The sequence below is a fragment of the Streptomyces sp. NPDC028305 genome (assembly GCF_055569495.1).
The window spans coordinates 200,770-217,972 of the sequence record NZ_JBVHTN010000004.1 but is presented as its reverse complement, the minus strand read 5'-3'; the positions used below and the strand labels follow the sequence as shown (position 1 = coordinate 217,972).

The 17,203-nt window shown below is 72.5% G+C and carries 15 protein-coding genes; 4 read left to right on the top strand and 11 right to left on the bottom strand.

Going from position 1 to position 17,203, the window contains the following annotated elements; translation table 11 throughout:
• Window positions 1-12 precede the first annotated feature (12 nt).
• Window positions 13-1,629, top strand: coding sequence for an amidohydrolase family protein (locus tag ACZ4WQ_RS17240; RefSeq protein ID WP_398370999.1), 1,617 nt, complete (start codon window positions 13-15; stop codon window positions 1,627-1,629).
• Window positions 1,630-1,639: 10 nt separating this feature from the next.
• Here the strand turns inward: ACZ4WQ_RS17240 and ACZ4WQ_RS17235 are convergent, their stop codons facing one another.
• From ACZ4WQ_RS17235 to ACZ4WQ_RS17205, 7 genes are all read right to left on the bottom strand, one after another.
• Window positions 1,640-3,469, bottom strand: coding sequence for a P-loop NTPase fold protein (locus tag ACZ4WQ_RS17235; protein WP_398370997.1), 1,830 nt, complete (start codon window positions 3,467-3,469; stop codon window positions 1,640-1,642).
• Window positions 3,470-3,527: 58 nt separating this feature from the next.
• The gene (locus ACZ4WQ_RS17230; protein ID WP_385340532.1) at window positions 3,528-4,172 is read right to left on the bottom strand and encodes a TetR/AcrR family transcriptional regulator; all 645 of its coding nucleotides are present in this window, start codon (window positions 4,170-4,172) and stop codon (window positions 3,528-3,530) included.
• A complete protein-coding gene (locus ACZ4WQ_RS17225; protein WP_398370995.1) occupies window positions 4,169-6,187 on the bottom strand; it encodes a CocE/NonD family hydrolase in 2,019 nt (672 codons plus the stop codon). Before ACZ4WQ_RS17225 ends, ACZ4WQ_RS17230 begins: the two co-directional genes overlap by 4 nt.
• Window positions 6,188-6,303: 116 nt before the next feature.
• The gene (locus ACZ4WQ_RS17220) at window positions 6,304-8,037 is read right to left on the bottom strand and encodes a dipeptide ABC transporter ATP-binding protein (RefSeq protein ID WP_398370993.1); all 1,734 of its coding nucleotides are present in this window, start codon (window positions 8,035-8,037) and stop codon (window positions 6,304-6,306) included.
• Window positions 8,037-8,942, bottom strand: coding sequence for an ABC transporter permease (locus ACZ4WQ_RS17215; protein WP_361182932.1), 906 nt, complete (start codon window positions 8,940-8,942; stop codon window positions 8,037-8,039). Before ACZ4WQ_RS17215 ends, ACZ4WQ_RS17220 begins: the two co-directional genes overlap by 1 nt.
• Window positions 8,939-9,898 carry an ABC transporter permease gene (locus tag ACZ4WQ_RS17210; RefSeq protein ID WP_361182934.1) on the bottom strand — a complete coding sequence of 320 codons (960 nt, stop codon included), beginning with the start codon at window positions 9,896-9,898 and terminating at the stop codon, window positions 8,939-8,941. The genes ACZ4WQ_RS17215 and ACZ4WQ_RS17210 overlap by 4 nt, the downstream gene beginning before the upstream one ends.
• 5 nt (window positions 9,899-9,903) lie before the next feature.
• A complete protein-coding gene (locus ACZ4WQ_RS17205; protein WP_398370990.1) occupies window positions 9,904-11,520 on the bottom strand; it encodes an ABC transporter substrate-binding protein in 1,617 nt (538 codons plus the stop codon).
• Between the two features lie 232 nt (window positions 11,521-11,752).
• On the opposite strand from ACZ4WQ_RS17205, the gene ACZ4WQ_RS17200 reads away from it, so the two are divergent.
• Window positions 11,753-12,964 (top strand): pyridoxal phosphate-dependent aminotransferase, encoded by a 1,212-nt coding sequence (locus ACZ4WQ_RS17200; RefSeq protein ID WP_398371814.1) that lies wholly within the window; start codon window positions 11,753-11,755, stop codon window positions 12,962-12,964.
• A 26-nt stretch (window positions 12,965-12,990) separates the two neighbouring features.
• On the opposite strand, the gene ACZ4WQ_RS17195 is transcribed toward ACZ4WQ_RS17200, so the two are convergent.
• Window positions 12,991-13,464, bottom strand: coding sequence for a GNAT family N-acetyltransferase (locus ACZ4WQ_RS17195; protein WP_385340653.1), 474 nt, complete (start codon window positions 13,462-13,464; stop codon window positions 12,991-12,993).
• Between the two features lie 139 nt (window positions 13,465-13,603).
• Between ACZ4WQ_RS17195 and ACZ4WQ_RS17190 the strand changes: the two genes are divergently transcribed.
• Window positions 13,604-14,014 carry an SCO4983 family protein gene (locus tag ACZ4WQ_RS17190; protein WP_311726237.1) on the top strand — a complete coding sequence of 137 codons (411 nt, stop codon included), beginning with the start codon at window positions 13,604-13,606 and terminating at the stop codon, window positions 14,012-14,014.
• Here the strand turns inward: ACZ4WQ_RS17190 and ACZ4WQ_RS17185 are convergent.
• The 3 genes from ACZ4WQ_RS17185 to ACZ4WQ_RS17175 form a co-directional block, all read right to left on the bottom strand.
• The gene (locus tag ACZ4WQ_RS17185) at window positions 14,004-14,429 is read right to left on the bottom strand and encodes a hypothetical protein (RefSeq protein ID WP_398370988.1); all 426 of its coding nucleotides are present in this window, start codon (window positions 14,427-14,429) and stop codon (window positions 14,004-14,006) included. The two genes, ACZ4WQ_RS17190 and ACZ4WQ_RS17185, sit on opposite strands and share 11 nt — an antisense overlap.
• A 112-nt stretch (window positions 14,430-14,541) precedes the next feature.
• Window positions 14,542-15,480, bottom strand: a complete 939-nt coding sequence (locus ACZ4WQ_RS17180; protein WP_398370986.1) for an SMP-30/gluconolactonase/LRE family protein — start codon at window positions 15,478-15,480, stop codon at window positions 14,542-14,544.
• 95 nt (window positions 15,481-15,575) lie between these two features.
• The gene (locus ACZ4WQ_RS17175; RefSeq protein WP_398370984.1) at window positions 15,576-16,562 is read right to left on the bottom strand and encodes an aldo/keto reductase; all 987 of its coding nucleotides are present in this window, start codon (window positions 16,560-16,562) and stop codon (window positions 15,576-15,578) included.
• Between the two features lie 153 nt (window positions 16,563-16,715).
• On the opposite strand from ACZ4WQ_RS17175, the gene ACZ4WQ_RS17170 reads away from it, so the two are divergent.
• Window positions 16,716-17,186, top strand: a complete 471-nt coding sequence (locus ACZ4WQ_RS17170; RefSeq protein ID WP_358844909.1) for a nuclear transport factor 2 family protein — start codon at window positions 16,716-16,718, stop codon at window positions 17,184-17,186.
• The last annotated feature ends 17 nt before the right edge of the window (window positions 17,187-17,203 follow it).

Here is a 17,203-nt window from a genome sequence, read left to right as displayed (position 1 = left end):
AGGCCTACGCACATGGACCTGGTCATTCGCAACGCGCAGGTCGTCGACGGCAGCGGCGGCGCCCGCTTCAGGGCGGACGTCGGGGTCGACGACGGGCGGATCACCCGCATCGTGCCGGAGGGCGCCGGGCCGCGCCCGACAGGTCAGCGGGTGGTGGAGGCGGACGGGCTCGCGGTCGCGCCCGGGTTTATCGACATGCATGCGCACAGCGACCTCGCCCTGCTGCGCGACCCGGACCACTCCGCCAAGGCCGCGCAGGGCGTGACGCTGGAGGTGCTCGGCCAGGACGGCCTGTCGTACGCGCCCGCCGACGACCGCACCCTCGCCGAGATCCGCACGGCCATCACCGGCTGGAACGGCGACGGCTCCGACATCGACTTCGACTGGCGCACCGTGGGCGGGTTCCTGGACCGGCTCGACCGCGGCTTCGACGGCCAGGGCATCGCGGTCAACGCCGCGTATCTCGTCCCCCAGGGCTCCGTCCGCATGCTTGCGCTCGGCTGGGAGGACCGGGCCGCCACCCCGGACGAGGTGGCGCGGATGAAGCGGCTGGTCGCGGAGGGTCTTGAGCAGGGGGCGGTCGGGATGTCGTCCGGGCTCACGTACACGCCCGGGATGTACGCGTCCGACGCCGAACTGACCGAGCTGTGCCGCGTCGTCGCCGCGTACGACGGCTACTACTGCCCGCACCACCGCTCGTACGGCGCGGGCGCCCTGGAGGCGTACGAGGAGATGGTGGCGCTCACCCGCGAGGCGGGCTGCGCGCTGCATCTCGCGCACGCGACCATGAACTTCGGCCTGAACAAGGGCCGCGCGCCCGAACTGCTCGCGCTGCTGGACCGGGCGCTCGCCGAGGGTGCCGACATCAGCCTCGACACCTATCCCTATCTCCCGGGCTGCACCACGCTCGCCGCTCTGCTGCCCAGCTGGGCCGCCGAAGGCGGGCCGCAGGCCATCCTGGACCGGCTCCGCGACGAGGCGACCGCGGAGCGGATCCGGCACGTCATGGAGGTGGAGGGGGCGGACGGCTGTCACGGCGTGCCCGTCGACTGGGACACCATCGAGATCTCGGGGGTCAGCCAGCCGGCCCTCGCGGCGTACGCCGGCCGGACGGTCGCGCAGTCCGCGCGCGAGCGCGGCGAGGCGCCGTGGGACACCGCGCGCCGACTGCTGCTGGAGGACCGGCTCGGTTCGACGATCCTTCAGCACGCCGGGAACGAGGAGAACGTGCGGGCGATCATGAAGCACCCCGTACACACGGGCGGCAGCGACGGCATCCTGCAAGGCGCCAAACCGCACCCGCGCGCGTACGGGACCTTCCCGCAGTATCTGGGCCGCTATGTGCGCGAGTTGGGCGTGCTGTCCCTGGAGGAGTGCGTGGCCCACCTCACCGCGCGCCCCGCGGCCCGTCTCCGCCTCCCCGACCGGGGCCTGGTCCGCGAGGGCTACCGCGCCGACCTCGTCCTCTTCGACCCGGACACGGTCGCCGCGGGCTCCACCTTCGAGTCCCCGCGCACCCTGCCTGCGGGGATCCCGCACGTGCTCATCGACGGCCGCTTCGTCATCGAGGACGGGCGGCGTACGGACGTCCTGGCGGGGCGGTCGGTGCGGCGTACGCAGGCGGGGTGAGCGCGCGGCCTCACCGGCGGCGGTCGGCGGCCTCGTCGACGAGCCGCAGCAGTTGGTACGGGTCGGTCGTGATGCCGAGGGCGTTCAGCTCCCGGGCGCGGGCCTCCCGCGCGGGCGTGACCCGCCCGGTGAAGAACACCACGTCCCCGCGGTATCGCCGCTCTCGCACCAGCCGCTCCACATACGTGAAGCCCGCCTCGGCCGCACGGCCTCTGCTGACGTCGGAGATCAACAGGTCTGGGGGCCGGGCCGCTATCGCGCGGTCGGCCTCCTCCTGGTTCCGAGCGATGTCCACCTCCCCCGCCCCCCACTCCATGAGCAGCCCGACCAGGTCCGTGTTGTTTTCGGGGCGGTCGTCCACCCACAGGATGCGCAGGCCCCCCAGGCGGGTGGGGGTGGCCCCACGCTCCAGGCCCGCGTACTCCTCCGCCGTGTCCATCTCCATGTTCACCTCCACGTCCACGAGTTGCGAAAGCGTGGAGGGCACACGGTCCTTCGGCCCGTTCCTGATCGCCATCAGCAGCTCGGCCGACCTCGGCAGCCGCAGCAGCTCGTCGAGCAGCGAGATGAAGGCCTGGTCCGTGGTCAGGGCCGGGAAACCGCTCGGCAGGTACTGCTCGAGCCGGGCGAGGGCCGCCACCGGCGTGTCCTGGTCCAGTGAGTGGGGCGGCGCCACCTCGTACTCCTCGAACATCCGCTGCGCCTTCCTGTCGTCGCCGACCACGGCCGCTCCGGGCCCCGCCAGCAGGATCCGCCGTACCTCCCGGTAACGGCGGAACTCCGCGACCACGTCGCCCGCGCCCGGCCCGGGGTCGGCCATCATCCGGTAGAAGTCGGCGTAGAAGTACTGGAGCAGCAGCGTGCGGATCACGGCTTCGGAGCCGAACCCCGCCCACATGGGGTTGAGGGTCGCCTCCAGGACGAAGCCGTTGAGCAGCCGCTTGACGCGGCGCGGATTGCGGCCCGAGCGCTCGGCGAGGAGCGGGACCAGCTCGTCGTCGACCACCCGGTGGATGCCCGTGGCCCGCATACACCGGCGGATGTACGCCTCGAAGTCCCGGCCGTCCGCCGCCGGGACCCGATAGCTGGTCTGGAAGATCTTTTCCATGAACGCGGCGCCCGCCGGGGACAGATCGCGCAGCAGGCCGTTCGGCCCCAGCGCGGAGCGGTCACCGCCGATGGCGAACGCGAGGCCGGGCACGTCGAGATAGACCTTGACCGCCTCGCACACCGCGAGCACGGTCTCCTCCGAGCAGCGGTCCAGGTCGTCGATGAAGACCACCAACATGCGGCGCGGCGTGAACTCGCCTGTCTCGGCCCACTCCTGCGTCAGGTCCTTGATGGCGTCACGCATGTCATTGCGCGCTTCGGGTTTGGCCGAAAGGTTGCTCCAGAGCTCGTCGACCAGGCGGGAGACGCCGAGCGGGCCCGCGAGCAGCACCAACAGGGCGCGGGCCGCGCGGATCAGCGCCCGCTGATCGGTGGCCCGCCGCAGCCCCCGGCGCAGCACCCGCCGGTCGAAGCGCATCAGCACCGACTTGATGAGCCCTTCCAGGGCGTCGGCGCCGGTGGAGGTCCACGCGTTGTACCAGACGGTGTGCACGCCGGGCTCCTTCTGGAGCTCGGCATCGACCAGCCGCATCAGGCTGCTCTTGCCCATGCCCCAGCCCGCGTCCACGGCGAGTGTGAAGGGGGTGGAGGCGCGCGAGGTGAGGAGCAGCTGAGCCAGTCGCTTCGCCACGAGCGCGGCGCCGAGCTGGTCGTCAGGCTCCGCGGCCACCGGCTCGTCGTTGAGTAAGGAGAACGTCGTCCACTCGCCGGAACCCTCTGAGTCCGTCACCGTTCACTGTCCCCCCGTGTCGGCATACGACCCACCATTATGGCCATGGGCGGGCGATTCACCCAGCCGCCTTCAGCTCCACCTCCACCAGCCGATAAAGATGCCGCCGCGCCGCCTCCGTGGTCAGCGGCGGGGCCTGGCGCAGCCGTTGCAGGGCGAGGCCGTCCGCGAGGGCCGCGAAGCGGACGGCGAATTCGGCGGGGTCGGCGCAGCCGAAGTCGCCCTCGTCGGCGCCCCGTTCGACCAGGGAGCGGATCTCGCCGTGCCAGCTCTCGTAGCGTGCGGCCTGGCCGCGGGCGAACGCCTGGTCGCGGTCGCCCGCGTGCCAGTAGTCGAACCACATCCGCCAGTGGCGGTCGGTGTCGTCGGTGAACAGCGCGTCGATGAGCAGCCGCAGCCCCTCGGCGCCGCTGGTGGCATGGGCGGCGGCCTCGCTGAGCGCGGCGTAGTAGCGCTCGATGTGCAGCACCATCGCCTCGGAGAGGACTTCCTGGACGCTCTCGAAGTGGTAGGTGACCGTGCCGACCGAGACCCCCGCCGCGGCCGCCACATCGCGTACGCCCACCGCCGCGGAACCCCGCTCCACGATGAGCGGTACGGCGGCCTCCACGATCAGCCGGCGGCGCACCTCGGTGGGCTGACGGGTGCGCTCGGAGGCGGCGACGGCCCGCCGGGCGGCCTTGGGGCGGACGGGTCGTGTCATGCCGAGGTCCTGGGGGTGGTGTGGTGCCAGGTGCGCTTGGCCACTGTGTCTCCGTTCGCACGTGCTTCGATGCTGCTGTCCATGATGAACTCCGTTGCTGTGGCGCGGAGTTCGGTGCGGGCCACGACGACTGCGTCCCAGTCGCCGCGCCGCAGCCGGACGGTCCACTGGGAGCTTGCCACGGCCGAGTGCGGATCGCCGCCGCGGATCCGGTACGTCTCCAGCGCGCTCTCCTCGTACCGCAGGCCGTCGGGGTAGGTGCGGGAGCCGCCGTAGTTGGGGTCCACCTCCAGGGTCCACTCCCCCGTCGCCACGTCGTGCCGCACCAGCCGCTCGGGCCGGTTCCCGGCGGGCGGCTCGGTCGTCACGGGGAGCGGCGGGGCCTGCTCCGGCTCCTCGAAGGTGATCGGCGGGCGGCCGGCGTCGGCGCCCGGGTCCCGTACGGGGAGGAGTACGGCGCTGTCCGCGGGGCGCACGGTCAGCGCGCCGTGCTCGTCGCGCTCGCCGTGCGGCCACACCCACGGCCAGTACTGGTCGGAGACCGCGACCCGGATGCGGTGGCCGGGCGGGAAGGCGTACCCGATGCCGTTGAGCTCGAACTCCACGTCCTCGTACGTCCCCGGCGTCCACTCCACCGCCTTGTCCCGGCCGTGCCGCGACAGCAGGTTGAGCACGCCCCGGGTGACCAGCGTCGAGGAGCCGTCGGGGGCGACGTCGCAGACGCGCGCGATGACATGCGCGCGCGGGGTGGCGCTGTCCAGGCGCAGCCGGACGCGCGGGCGGCCCAGGATCTCCACGCGCTCCGTCAGCGGCGCGGAGTCGAAGCAGACCGAACGGCCGTCCTCCTCGCGCTGGTCGGGTGGCAGGTCGGTGGCGTTGCCGAAGGGGAAGAAGCGGCCCGCGTCGATGCCGGTGTGCAGCGGGGAGCGCACGATCACCGGCTCCGTCCCCTCACCGCCCAGCGGCCGCTCGTCCCAGGTGACCGCCGGGGACGGCCAGGCGTCGTCGGCGACCCAGCGGCCGGGCATGGTCGTGTAGTGGGTCGCGGGCGGCACCGGGTCGTTGATCCAGGAGCGCAGGGCCGGGTCCGCCATGACCCCGGTGTCCACGCCCTTGAGCCAGTGGTCCCACCAGCGCAGCGTCTCCTGGAGAAAGCCGATCGCCGGGCCCGGCGGCAGGCCCCGGTCCGGGTACTGGTGCGACCACGGCCCGATCAGCCCCCGCACGGGCGCGTCGAGATGCTCCACCAGGCGCAGCACGGTGTCCCGGTACGGGTCGGCCCAGCCGCCCACCGCGAGGACCGCCGCGTCGATGGCGCCGTAGTCCTCGCACACGCTGCCGTGGCGCCAGTAGTCGTCCCGTCGCTGGTGCGCCAGCCAGGTGTGCAGATACGGCTCCAGCGCCTCCAGCCGCTCCCGCCACATGGGCAGCCACCGGTTCTCGCCCACGGTGGCCGGGTCCGGCGGGCGGGCCGTGAACGCGAGCATGGTGCCCGCCCACGCGAGCATGTCGATGCCGAGGACGGCGCCGCCGGTGTAGTGGACGTCGTTGTCGTAACGGTCGTCGGTCGAGCAGACGGTGACGATCGCCTTCAGCGGCTCCGGGCGCAGGGCGGCGATCTGGAGGGAGTTGAACCCGCCCCACGAGATGCCGAACATGCCGACCTTGCCCGTGCACCACGGCTGGGCGGCCAGCCACTCCACGACGTCGACTCCGTCGGCCAGCTCGGTCGCGGTGTACTCGTCGAGCATCACGCCCTCGGAGTCCCCGCTGCCGCGCAGATCGACCCGGACGGAGGCGTAGCCGTGCCCCGCGTACCAGGGGTGACGCTGCGCGTCGCGCGGGGCGGTCCAGTCGCTCTTGCGGTACGGGAGGTACTCCAGCAGCGCGGGGACGGGGTCCGCGGTGGCGTCGACGGGGCGCCAGATACGGGCGTGCAGCCGGGTGCCGTCCCGGGTGGGGATCCAGACGTCCTCCGTCCGGACCTCGCGGTCGAACTGCTCGCGGTATCTCACGTGGTGTAGCCCTTCTTTTGCGCCTAAACCGGCGCCGCTCTCGCGGACCTGGTTGCTCGCCATGGGGGTTGCTCAATTGATGGTTGCGCCCGTCCGGAACGGGCCATCGCGGGCAGTCATGGCGCTGCCGGGCGCCAGCGGCGGATGCGGTGGGCGGGGCCCAGGTCGGTCCAGGGGGCGTCCGGCTCCGCGGCGTCCTGCCAGTCGTCGGCCACCCCCGCGCCCGCGTCCGGGTGCGCGTCCCCGTCCGGGTCCAGCGCCGCGGCCATGAGGCGGCGGGTGTAGGGGTGGCCCGGGGACGCGAAGACGGCCTCGGTCGGGCCCTCTTCGACCACCACCCCGTGCCGCAGCACCACCACCCGGTCGGCGATCCCCCGCACCACGGCCAGGTCGTGGCTGATGAAGAGGCACGCCAGTTCGCGTTCGCGCCGCAGGTCGTCCAGGAGGCGCAACACCTCGGCCTGGACGGAGACGTCGAGCGCGGTGGTGATCTCGTCGGCGATCAGTACGTCCGGCTCGCCGGCCAGCGCCCGCGCGATCCCGATCCGCTGCCGCTGCCCGCCGGAGAGCTGCGCGGGCAGGCGGTCGGCGAGGGCCGGGTCGAGGCGTACGTCGGCGATGAGCTGCCGGGCGCGGGTGGCGGCCTCCCCACGGGAGGCGGCCGTGCCGAAGAAGCGCAGCGGCCGCCGTACCGCCTCGCCCACCGAGCGCCGGGGGTTCAGGGACGTGTCGGCGTTCTGGAAGACGAGCTGGACCTTGCGCCGCAGGGACAGCGGCCGCTGCCGCGCCGGGCGGGCCAGGTCGCCGTCGGTTCCCTTCGTGGTCATCTCACCCCCCGACGGCGCCCGCAGCCCCGCCAGCGACCACGCCAGCGTGGACTTGCCGCTGCCCGACTCGCCGACCAGCGCCAGCACCTCACCGCGCCGCACGCGGAAGGACACGCCGTGGACGGCGCGGCTCGCGCCGTAGTCGATGGTGACGTCGCGGACGGCGACCGCCTCCGGGGCGTCGGCGGGCACCTCGGCCTTGGGCCGGATCTCGCGGGTGCCGTCCTCGGCGACGACCGCGAGCCCGGAGTCGGCCAGGCGCGGGACGCTGGCCAGCAGCCGCCGGGTGTACGGGTCGGCGGGGGCGGCGAAGAGGCGGCGGGTGGGCGCGGCCTCCACGACCCGGCCCTCCCGCAACACCGCGACCTCGTCGGCCATGTGGGCGACGACGCCCAGGTCGTGGCTGACCAGGACGGCCGCGAGGCCGAGTTCGTCGCGCAGCGCGGCGAGCAGGTCCAGGACGCCGCGCTGGGTGATGACGTCGAGGCCGGTGGTGGGTTCGTCGAGGACGAGGACCTTGGGGCGGGCCGCGATGGCCATGGCGATCGCGACGCGCTGCTGCTGCCCGCCGGAGAGTTCGTGCGGGTAGCGGCGGGCGAGTTCGGCGGGGCGCGGGAGGCGGACCTGGTCGAGGAGGTCGGTGACGGCGACGGAGCCGGCCGCGTCGCCGCGCAGCGCCTCCGCGATCTGCCGTCCGACCCGCATCGAGGGGGTCAGGGCGTGCCCGGCGTTCTGCGCGACCATGGCGACCGTGCCGCCGCGCAGCCGCCGCAACTCCCTGGCCGGGAGGGCGAAGACGTCCTTGCCCTCGACGCGCACCGTGCCCGCGGTGATCCGCGAGCCGTGCCGCAGATGTCCGAGCAGGGTCGCGGCGACGGTCGACTTGCCGCTGCCGGACTCGCCGACGAGGGCGAGGGTCCGGCCGGGGCACAGCTCGAAGCCGACCTCGTGGACGACGGGGATGTCCCGGCCCGCGGAGCGGTAGGCGACGCTCAGGCCTTCCACGGAGACGATGGCGGTCATCAGGAGCCCTCCCGGATCCGGTCCACGCCCCACGCCTTGGACAGGCCGTCGGCCGCGAGGTTGAGCCCGATCACGAGCGTGGCCAGGGCGATGATCGGCGCCAGGCTCGCCATCGGGACGACGGTGATGGCGGTGCGGTTCTCGGCGACCATCAGCCCCCAGTCGGGGGTGGGCGGGTTGGCGCCGAAGCCGAGGAAGGACAGGGAGCTGATCAGCAGCACCACCCATGAGGCGCGCATCGCGAACTCGACGCACACCACGTCGGTGATGTTGGGCAGCACCTCGCGCCACAGGATCGACCAGGTCCGCTCGCCGCGGGCGCGGGCCGCGGTGACGTAGTCGGCGGGGACGACGGCCAGCGCGGCGCCCCGGACGACCCGGACGACCTGCGGGACGTAGACGACGGCGATGGCGAGCACGATGACCGCGGGCCCGGTGCCGAGCGCGGTGACGACGACCAGCAGGGCGAGGATGGACGGGATGGACAGCACGGCGTCCAGCACCCGCATCAGCAGGTCGTCCAGCCAGCCGCCGCGCAGCGCGGCCGCGCAGCCGAGGACGGTGCCGAGGGCGATGGTCACCAGGGTCGCGGCGACCGAGACGCCCAGCGCGTACCGCCCGCCGTACAGCACCCGGGCCAGTACGTCGCGCCCGTACTGGTCGGTGCCGGCCCAGTGGTCGGCGCCGGGGCCGAGCAGGGCCTGCGAGGCGTCGCCGACCGTCGGTTCGTACGAGGTCAGCACGGGCGCGAGCAGCGCGATCAGGAGGTGGACGGCGACGATCGCCAGGCCGATGGTGGCGGCGCGGGAGGAGCGTATGGTGCGCCAGGTGCGGGCGGCGAAGCCGGGCGATGCGGCGACCGGCCCGGCCGCGACAAGAGCGTCGGGGGTCTTCAGGGTGCTCATCGGGTCCGCCCTCCTCGGGTCCTGAGCTTGGGGTTGAGGGCCATGGCGCCGAGGTCGGCGGCCAGGTTGCAGCAGACGTAGACGACCGCGCTGATCAGGGCGATGGCCTGGATGACCGGCAGGTCGCGGTTCTGCACGGAGGAGAGCATCAGCTTGCCGATGCCGGGGTAGTTGAAGACGTTCTCGACGACGGCGACGCCCCCGACCAGCCATGCCACATTGAGCGCGATGACATGCAGGGTGGGCAGCAGCGCCCCGGGCAGGGCGTGGCGGGTGACCACGCGCCAGGTGGACAGGCCCTTGAGCCGGGCGGTGGTGACGTACTCGCCGGCCATGACGTCGATGACCGAGGTGCGGGCCATGCGCACGATGTACGCGGCCATCACGATCGCGAGCGAGGCGGCGGGCAGCCATACGGCCGGGAGCAGCTGTCCGACGCTCGCCTCGGGTCCGTAGAGCACCACGGCGGGCAGGACGGGGACGGCGATGGAGAAGAGCAGCACCAGCACGGTGGCCACCACGAACTCGGGGACGCTCATGCCGATCAGGCTGACCGTGGAGATGAGGTGGTCGGGCCAGCGGTCGCGGTAGAGCCCGGCGACGACGCCCAGCACGAGCGAGCCGGTGACCGCGAAGAGGACGGTGACGACGGCGATCAGCGCGGAGTTGCCGAGGTACTGGGCGACCTCGCCGCCCACCGGCTTGGCGTTGACCAGCGAGGCGCCGAAGTCGCCGTGGAGCGCGCCCTTGACCCACTCCAGGTAGCGCTCCCAGGCGGGCTGGTCGAGGTGGAGCTTGTCGCGCAGCGCGGCGACGGCGGAGGGGGTGGCGTCCTTGCCGAGCACCTGGGTGGCGACGTCGCCGGGCAGCGACTGGACGGCGAGGAAGACGAGGACGGAGGAGAGCAGCAGCGTGCCGAGCGCGGCGACGACGCGGCGTACGAGAAAGGTGAGCACGCCCCTCACGCCCCCTTCAGCCCGATGCCGAGGTAGTCGAACTCGAAGCCGTGCTCCGCGTAGCCCCGCACCTTGCGGGAGATGCCGACGAGCCGGTCGGCGAACATCGGGGTGATCGCCCCGCCCCGCTCCACGACCGCGGTCTGCGCCTGCTGGTAGAGCTCGCGGCGCCGGGCGTCGTCGGTCTCGCGGCGGGCCCGGTCCAGCAGGGCGTCGAAGTCCTTGTCGGCCCAGGCGGTCTCGTTGTACGAGGAGCCGCCCCGGAAGACCTGGTTGAGGAGTTGGTCGATGGGGCGGCCGGTGTACCAGTAGGTGGCCATGAGCGGCTTCTTCATCCAGATCTGGGTGTAGTACGAGTCGGCGGCGGCCGTTCTGACCCGGATCCGGATGCCGGCCCGCTTGGCGGACTCCTGGTAGGCGAGGGCCATGGGCGTGAAGATCGGGTCGTAGGAGGAGGTGTAGAGGTCGACCGCGAGCCGCTCCTGCCCGGCCTGCTTCAGCAGATGGCGGGCCTTTTCGGGGTCGTGGGCCGGGTGGCGGGCGAGGTGGCCCGGGTCGCTGGGCGGCACGGGGTTGTCCCAGCCGGCGGTGCCCGCGCCCTGGAGGGCGACCTTCATGACGTGCTCGGGGTCGTACGCGAGCTTCATCGCCTGCCGCACCCGCACATCGGTGAAGGGCTTCTCGGTGGTGAGCATCGGCAGCACGTACCACTGCGCGTTCTTCACCCGGGCGAGGGTGGCGCGGTCGGAGTTGGCGACGACGCGGGCGGTGGCGAAGTCCAGGTTGGTCTGGGAGAGCAGATCGACCTGGCCGGCGAGCAGGGCGTTGGAGCGGGCCTGCATATCGGCGACGGAGTAGAAGTCGATGGCGTCCAGGACGGGGCGGCCGGCCCAGTGGTCCGGGTACGCGGTGATCCGGCCGGGCCCGGCGGCGGAGAAGGAGACCAGCTTGAAGGGGCCGGTGCCGATGCCGGTGCGGCCGATGGAGGCGGCGCTGCCGTCGGGGATGACGTAGCAGTTGTAGTGGGTGAGCAGGCTGGGGAACTCGGCGTTCGGGGTCTTCAGGGGGACGACGAGGGTGTGCGCGTCGGGGGTGCGCAGCTTCTTCGGGTCGACCAGCGGGGCCAGCACGCCGGCCTGCGGGGAGCCGGTCTTTTCGTCGAGGATGTGGCGCAGGGTGTAGGCGGCGTCGGCGGAGGTGAAGGCGCGCCCGTTGTGGAAGGTGACGCCGCGGCGCAGCCGGAAGGTCCAGGTGCGGGCTTTGTCGTCGGGCTCCCAGGACTCGGCGAGGTCGGGGGCGAGGCCGCCGTCGGGGCCGATCCGCACCAGCCGGTTGTAGAGGGCGCCCAGGTATTCGTAGGCGGACAGGGAGCTGGCCGGGTCCAGGGTCTCGGCGTCGGAGGCGGGCGGCCGGGCGATGCGCAGGGTGCCGCCGCGGTCGGGGCGGCCGGTGGGCCCGGCGCTGGGGAGGGCGTCGGCCGGGGACGCGGAGGCCGCGCCGGAGCAGCCGCTGAGCAGCCAGGACGCGCCGAGTGCGGCGCCGCCCGCCGCCGCGCCGACCAACAGCGACCGGCGCGGTATCCCCGCCGCCCCTGGGGCGTTTCGGGGTGAGGTGTCGGACATGGGCCGGCCACCCTTCTCCGCTATTCGTTCAGCGGAACGATTCGTTGAAGTTCGTGAACGATAGCCAGCCGACACGTCCGGGCCAACCCATCGCGCACGGAAATTAACCCGGGAAACCGACTCGTTACCCGGCGCGCGCCGCCGCCCCATCCGCCCGAAGACGCCCCCTTACACCGTCGACGTGGCGAAGAACACCGAGCGGTCCCGGTTACACGCCCGTAAGGTGGCCGACATGCAGGTGATCCAGTCCACGAAGCTCTCCAACGTCTGCTACGAGATCCGGGGCCCGGTACTCGAGGAGGCGATGCGGCTGGAGGCCGCCGGTCACCGCATCCTCAAGCTCAACACGGGCAACCCCGCGACCTTCGGCTTCGACTGTCCGCCGGAGATCCTGGAGGACATGCTGCGCAACCTCGGCGGGGCCCATGGGTACGGCGACGCCAAGGGGCTGCTGTCCGCCCGGCGCGCGGTGATGCAGCACTACCAGACCAAGGGCATCTACCTGGACGTCGAGGACGTATACCTCGGCAACGGCGTCTCCGAGCTGATCCAGATGGCGATGCAGGGCCTGCTGGACAACGGGGACGAGGTGCTGGTCCCCTCCCCCGACTACCCGCTGTGGACCGCCGCGGTCTCGCTCTCCGGCGGCACCGCCGTGCACTACCGCTGCGACGAGCAGTCGGACTGGATGCCGGACCTCGCCGACATCGAGCGCAAGGTCACGGACCGCACCAAGGCCCTGGTCATCATCAACCCCAACAACCCGACGGGCGCGGTCTACGACGAGGAGATGCTGCGCGGGCTGACCGAGATCGCCCGCCGCCACAATCTGGTCGTCTGCTCCGACGAGATCTACGACAAGATCCTCTACGACGGCGCGACCCACACCCCCACCGCGGCCGTCGCCCCCGACCTGCTGACCCTGACCTTCAACGGGCTCTCCAAGGCCTACCGGGTCGCGGGCTACCGCAGCGGCTGGCTCGCGGTCTGCGGCCCGAAGGCCCACGCCACCAACTATCTCGAGGGCCTGACCATCCTGGCCAATATGCGGCTGTGCGCCAATATGCCCGCCCAGCACGCGGTGGCCGCGGCCCTCGGCGGCCGCCAGTCGATCAACGACCTGGTGCTGCCCGGCGGCCGGCTGCTGGAGCAGCGCGACACGGCGTATGAGCTGCTGACCCAGATCCCGGGCGTGACCTGCGTCAAGCCGAAGGGCGCGCTGTACGCGTTCCCCCGGCTCGACCCCGCGGTCTACAAGATCAAGGACGACCGGCAGATGGTCCTGGACCTGCTGCGCTCCGAGAAGATCATGATCGTGCACGGAACGGGCTTCAACTGGCCGGAGCCGGACCACTTCCGGATCGTGACGCTCCCGGCGAAGAAGGACCTGGCGGACGCGGTGACGCGGATCGGAAGGTTCCTGGACGGCTACGGCCAGCACTGACGCCGCCCCGGTCACGCGCGGCTCGCTCAGCGGGGCCGTAGCGCCTTCTCCATCACCACTTCCCCCTCCTCCTCCCCGGCCTCGGCCAGCCCGATGCGCCGGTAGAAGGCGAGGGCGCGCGCGTTGTCCGGCATGACGTTCAGCCGCAGCACCTCGGCCCCCGCCCGCAGGCCCCACTCCTCCACGGCCCGCACCAGCCGATCGGCGACCCCGCACCCGCGCCCGGCCGCGCTCACCCACATGGAGATCAGCTCGACCACGCCATGGTGCGGGCCGGGGACCCCGCCGGCCATCCCGACCGGCGCCCCGTCGAGCGCGGCCACCAGGTTGTACGAACCGGGGATCTCCAGGCGGGCGCGCCACCGCTCCTCGCGGTCGCCGTCGCCCTGCCAGTCCGCGAGCCGGGACCCGAACGCGTACGGCGCGTCCGCGAGGGCGGTGAGCCGCAGCTCCCGCCAGATCGCCCAGTCGTCCGGCGTCAGCACCTTCACTTCGATCAGTTCGATCAGTTCGATCACCCCGGGCTCGTGGTCGCACCGGGCGGCCGGGCGACAGACACTTGGCAGATACTTAGCAAGAACTCAACTTTAGACAGAGTCTAAGCTAGGATGGCCTCCTGAGATCCCTTGGAGGCCACCCATGTACGAGCCGATCCGCGCCAAGTCGGTCCACACCATGGCCGAGCCCGGGCGGGGCTTCCCGCACCGCTCGCGCGAGGAGGAGCTGGACATCCAGCTGGCGGGCCATCTCACCGCGCTGCTGACCGTGACCGACGAGCTGCGCGCCCTCGTGCCCGCCCCCGCGCTCGACACCGCCGCCCAGCGCCTCACCGACCAGGTCACCCGCCTGCGCGACGGCCGCTCCCCGCTCCGCGCCGCACCCACCACGGCCTCCACCGCCCCGACCCATATCGCCGCCCTCCACCAGCGCGCCCACACCCTGGCCGGCCGCGCCCTGGTCGTCGCCACCTCCCGCGACGACGAGGCGGCCGGCGCCCTGGCCGCCGAGCGCCTGGAGACCCACGCGGCGGCGCTCGGCATCAGCGGCTGAACCACTCCTGACCCCGCCCGGTGATCAGCGCCCCGCCGATCGCCAGCGGCAGGGCCAGCCCGATCAGCAGGGCGGACTCGCTCACCGCGATGAGCCCCATCCACACGCAGTACAACCCGACCATCCCGCTCATCACGGCCAGCATCTCGACGAGAACGATCACGGTCCACACCCAGCCGAACCGCTTCCGCGCGCAGACGCCCACGACGGCCAGCAGGACCGCCACCGCCATGGAAAAGTACGCCAGGCCCCGCACCAGGCCGGGCTCCGCGACGTGCTGGCCATGGGCGAGCCGGCTGTCCAGCTCGGAGAGCAGCGAGCCCCCGGCGAAGAAGTTGACCACCGCCTGGCCCCAGACGCCCGCCAGGGCGAACCTGACCCTGCCCGGCATCCGCTCCAGGACCTGATCCGCCATCGGAGCCCACCCCATTCGCCGTGCGCCGTACGACCGGGGCGGCCCCCGGCACCACCCCGACCCTCCCGTGCCCCGTCCGGGACCGGTCCCGGACGGGGCACGGCCCCTCGGGTCAGGGCCTGGGCCCCGGCCCGGTCGGGTGCGTGCCCGTGACGCTCATGACCACCGAGTAGAGGCCGGTCCGCGCCGCGATGAAGAGACGGTTGCGCTTGGCGCCGCCCCAGGAGATGTTTGCGGCCGTCTCGGGGACGACGAGCCGCCCGATCAGCGTGCCGTCCGGGTCGTAGCAGTGCACGCCGTCGTCCATCGCGGCCACCCAGAGCCTGCCGCCGTCGTCGAAGCGGAGGTTGTCGAAGCGGGCGCCCTCGCGGGCCGCGGCCTCGGCGAAGATCTCGCCGTCCGACAGCGTGCCGTCGTCACGCACATCGAAGACCCGGACGCAGCCCGCCCGGGTGTCGGAGACGAACAGCCGCCGCTCGTCGGCCGAGAACACCAGGCCGTTCGGGGCGCCGAGGCCGTCGGCGACCAGCCGCACCTGGCCGCTGTCCGGGTCGATCCGGTAGACGTTGTTGGAGCCGATCTCGCTTTGCGCCCGGTAGCCCTCGTAGTCACTGAGGATGCCGAAGTCCGGGTCGGAGAACCAGATCGAGCCGTCCGACTTCACCGCCGCGTCGTTCGGGCTGTTCAGACGCTTGCCCTGCCAGCGGTCGGCCAGCACCGTGACCGTGCCGTCGTGCTCGGTCCGGGTCACGCGGCGGTTGCCCTGCTCACAGCTGATCAGACGGCCCTCGCGGTCAAGGGTGTTGCCGTTGGTGTTCCCGGCGCCGCGGCGGAAGACGCCGACCGCGCCGGTCTCCTCGTCCCACCGCAGCAACCGGTCGTTGGGGATGTCGCTCCAGATCACCTGCCGCCAGGCAGGCAGATACACGGGCCCCTCGGCCCAGCGGCAGCCGCCGTACAGGACCTCAAGACGGTCATCGCCGTCCATGCACCGCCCGGTGCGGAACCGTTCGTCGAACATCTCGTACAGCGCGGGGCGCTCGCTGCTCATGGCCACCCTCTCCTCGTCCACAGTGGATCGCGTATCTCTCCCCCATGGATACGGTCTCCGCCCGCGCCGCCCCTGAACACGCGCTCACAGACCGGTCAACGGTCGCCCGCCACCTGGGCGGCGACCGGCTCCAGCAGCGCCAGCTCGTCGGAGGTCAGCGTGATCCGGGTCGCCGCGGCGTTCTCGAGGAGGCGGCCGCGGCTGCGGGTGCCGGGGATCGGAACGACGGTCAGGCCGTGCGCCTGGGCGCGCTGCTGCACCCAGGCCAGGGCGATCTGCGCCGTGGTGGCACCATGGTCGGCCGCGATGGTGCGCAGGGGAGCCAGGAGAGCGGCGTTCGCCTTGGCGTTGTCGCCGGTGAAGCGCGGATGCGACTGCCTGACGTCGCCGCTGGAGAGGACTGTGCCCGTGTCGGTGAACGCGCCGGTCAGGAAGCCCTTGCCGAGCGGCGAGTACGGCACGAAGGCGACGTTGAGCTCAGCGGCCGCGCCCACCGCGCCGCGCTCGGCGTCCCGGCTGAAGACCGACCACTCCGACTGGAGCGCGGTGATCGGGTGCACGGCGTGCGCCTCGCGCAGCTCGGCACCGGTGACCTCGCTCAGACCGAGGTGCCTGACCTTGCCTTCCCGCACCAGCTCGGCCATGGCGCCGACGGACTCGGCCAGCGGGACGGCGGGGTCGCGGCGGTGCATGTAGTAGAGGTCGATGACCTCGACGTTCAGGCGGCGCAGGCTCGCCTCGACGGCCTGTTTGACGTAGCCGGGATCGTTGCGGATGGCCCGGTAGTCCGGGTCGTCGGCGCGGCGCTCGACGCCGAACTTGGTGGCCAGGGTGATCTCGTCGCGGTGCGCGGCGACGAACGGCGCGAGGAACTCCTCGTTGGCGCCGGCGCCGTACATGTCGGCGGTGTCGATGAGGGTGACGCCCGCCTCGACGGTGGCCTCCAGGGTGTCGCGGGCCGCCGCGTCGTCCGTCTGCCCGTAGGCGTGGCTGATGCCCATGGCGCCGAAGCCCTGGACGCCGACGAGGGGGCCGCCGTGGCCCAGCTCGACCTTGCTGATCTGTTCGATGGCGTTGCTCATGATGACGCTCGAGCCCTTTCCGCGGGGGTGCTGTCGATCACGGTCGTGCCGAGGACGCTAAGCAGTTCGCGTGCACTCGAAGCAAGAGCGCCGGGCCGCGACGGTGTGGAAAACGGTTCGTGGCGCCACCCGCGCCGCTGCTAAGAAGTGGAGATGACCGCCGAAGCCCAGGACCTGGCCCGCCTGCTCGCCGAGCGCGCCTGCGAGCGGCTGATCGTCGAGTTCCTCCGCCGTCTCGACCTCGGAGACCCCGCCACCGTGGCCGAGCTGTTCACGCCCGACGGGGTGTGGGAATGGCCGCAGGGCGCCCGCCGGGTCGAGGGGCGTGAGGCGTTGCGGGAGTACTTCGGGTCGCGGCCGGCGGACCGGCTGTCGCGGCGGATGTGTACGAACATCCTGGTCACCGTGGAGTCCCCGACGACGGCCTCCGCCACGTCGTACTTCGCGACGTACCGCGTCGACGGCTACACGGGCGGCATGCTGCCGCCCCGGCTGCCCGCGAACGTGGGCCACTACGAGGACACGTTCCGCAAGGAGAACGGCGTCTGGCTGCTCGCCACCCGGTCCACGTTCCTGCCGTTCGGCGGCCCGACGGAGCGCGTCAGCTCGCCCGAGCGGCCGTAGACCACGGAAGATGACCC

What these genes read in the sequence shown, in the direction of transcription:
- ACZ4WQ_RS17240 (WP_398370999.1), top strand. Translation starts at nt 13, where the DNA reads ATGGACCTGGTCATTCGCAACGCGCAGGTCGTCGACGGCAGCGGCGGC.
- ACZ4WQ_RS17205 (WP_398370990.1), bottom strand. Translation starts at nt 11,520, where the DNA reads ATGTCCGACACCTCACCCCGAAACGCCCCAGGGGCGGCGGGGATACCG.
- ACZ4WQ_RS17230 (WP_385340532.1), bottom strand. Translation starts at nt 4,172, where the DNA reads ATGACACGACCCGTCCGCCCCAAGGCCGCCCGGCGGGCCGTCGCCGCC.
- ACZ4WQ_RS17170 (WP_358844909.1), top strand. Translation starts at nt 16,716, where the DNA reads ATGACCGCCGAAGCCCAGGACCTGGCCCGCCTGCTCGCCGAGCGCGCC.
- ACZ4WQ_RS17200 (WP_398371814.1), top strand. Translation starts at nt 11,753, where the DNA reads ATGCAGGTGATCCAGTCCACGAAGCTCTCCAACGTCTGCTACGAGATC.
- ACZ4WQ_RS17185 (WP_398370988.1), bottom strand. Translation starts at nt 14,429, where the DNA reads ATGGCGGATCAGGTCCTGGAGCGGATGCCGGGCAGGGTCAGGTTCGCC.
- ACZ4WQ_RS17175 (WP_398370984.1), bottom strand. Translation starts at nt 16,562, where the DNA reads ATGAGCAACGCCATCGAACAGATCAGCAAGGTCGAGCTGGGCCACGGC.
- ACZ4WQ_RS17220 (WP_398370993.1), bottom strand. Translation starts at nt 8,037, where the DNA reads ATGACCGCCATCGTCTCCGTGGAAGGCCTGAGCGTCGCCTACCGCTCC.
- ACZ4WQ_RS17190 (WP_311726237.1), top strand. Translation starts at nt 13,604, where the DNA reads ATGTACGAGCCGATCCGCGCCAAGTCGGTCCACACCATGGCCGAGCCC.
- ACZ4WQ_RS17215 (WP_361182932.1), bottom strand. Translation starts at nt 8,942, where the DNA reads ATGAGCACCCTGAAGACCCCCGACGCTCTTGTCGCGGCCGGGCCGGTC.
- ACZ4WQ_RS17180 (WP_398370986.1), bottom strand. Translation starts at nt 15,480, where the DNA reads ATGAGCAGCGAGCGCCCCGCGCTGTACGAGATGTTCGACGAACGGTTC.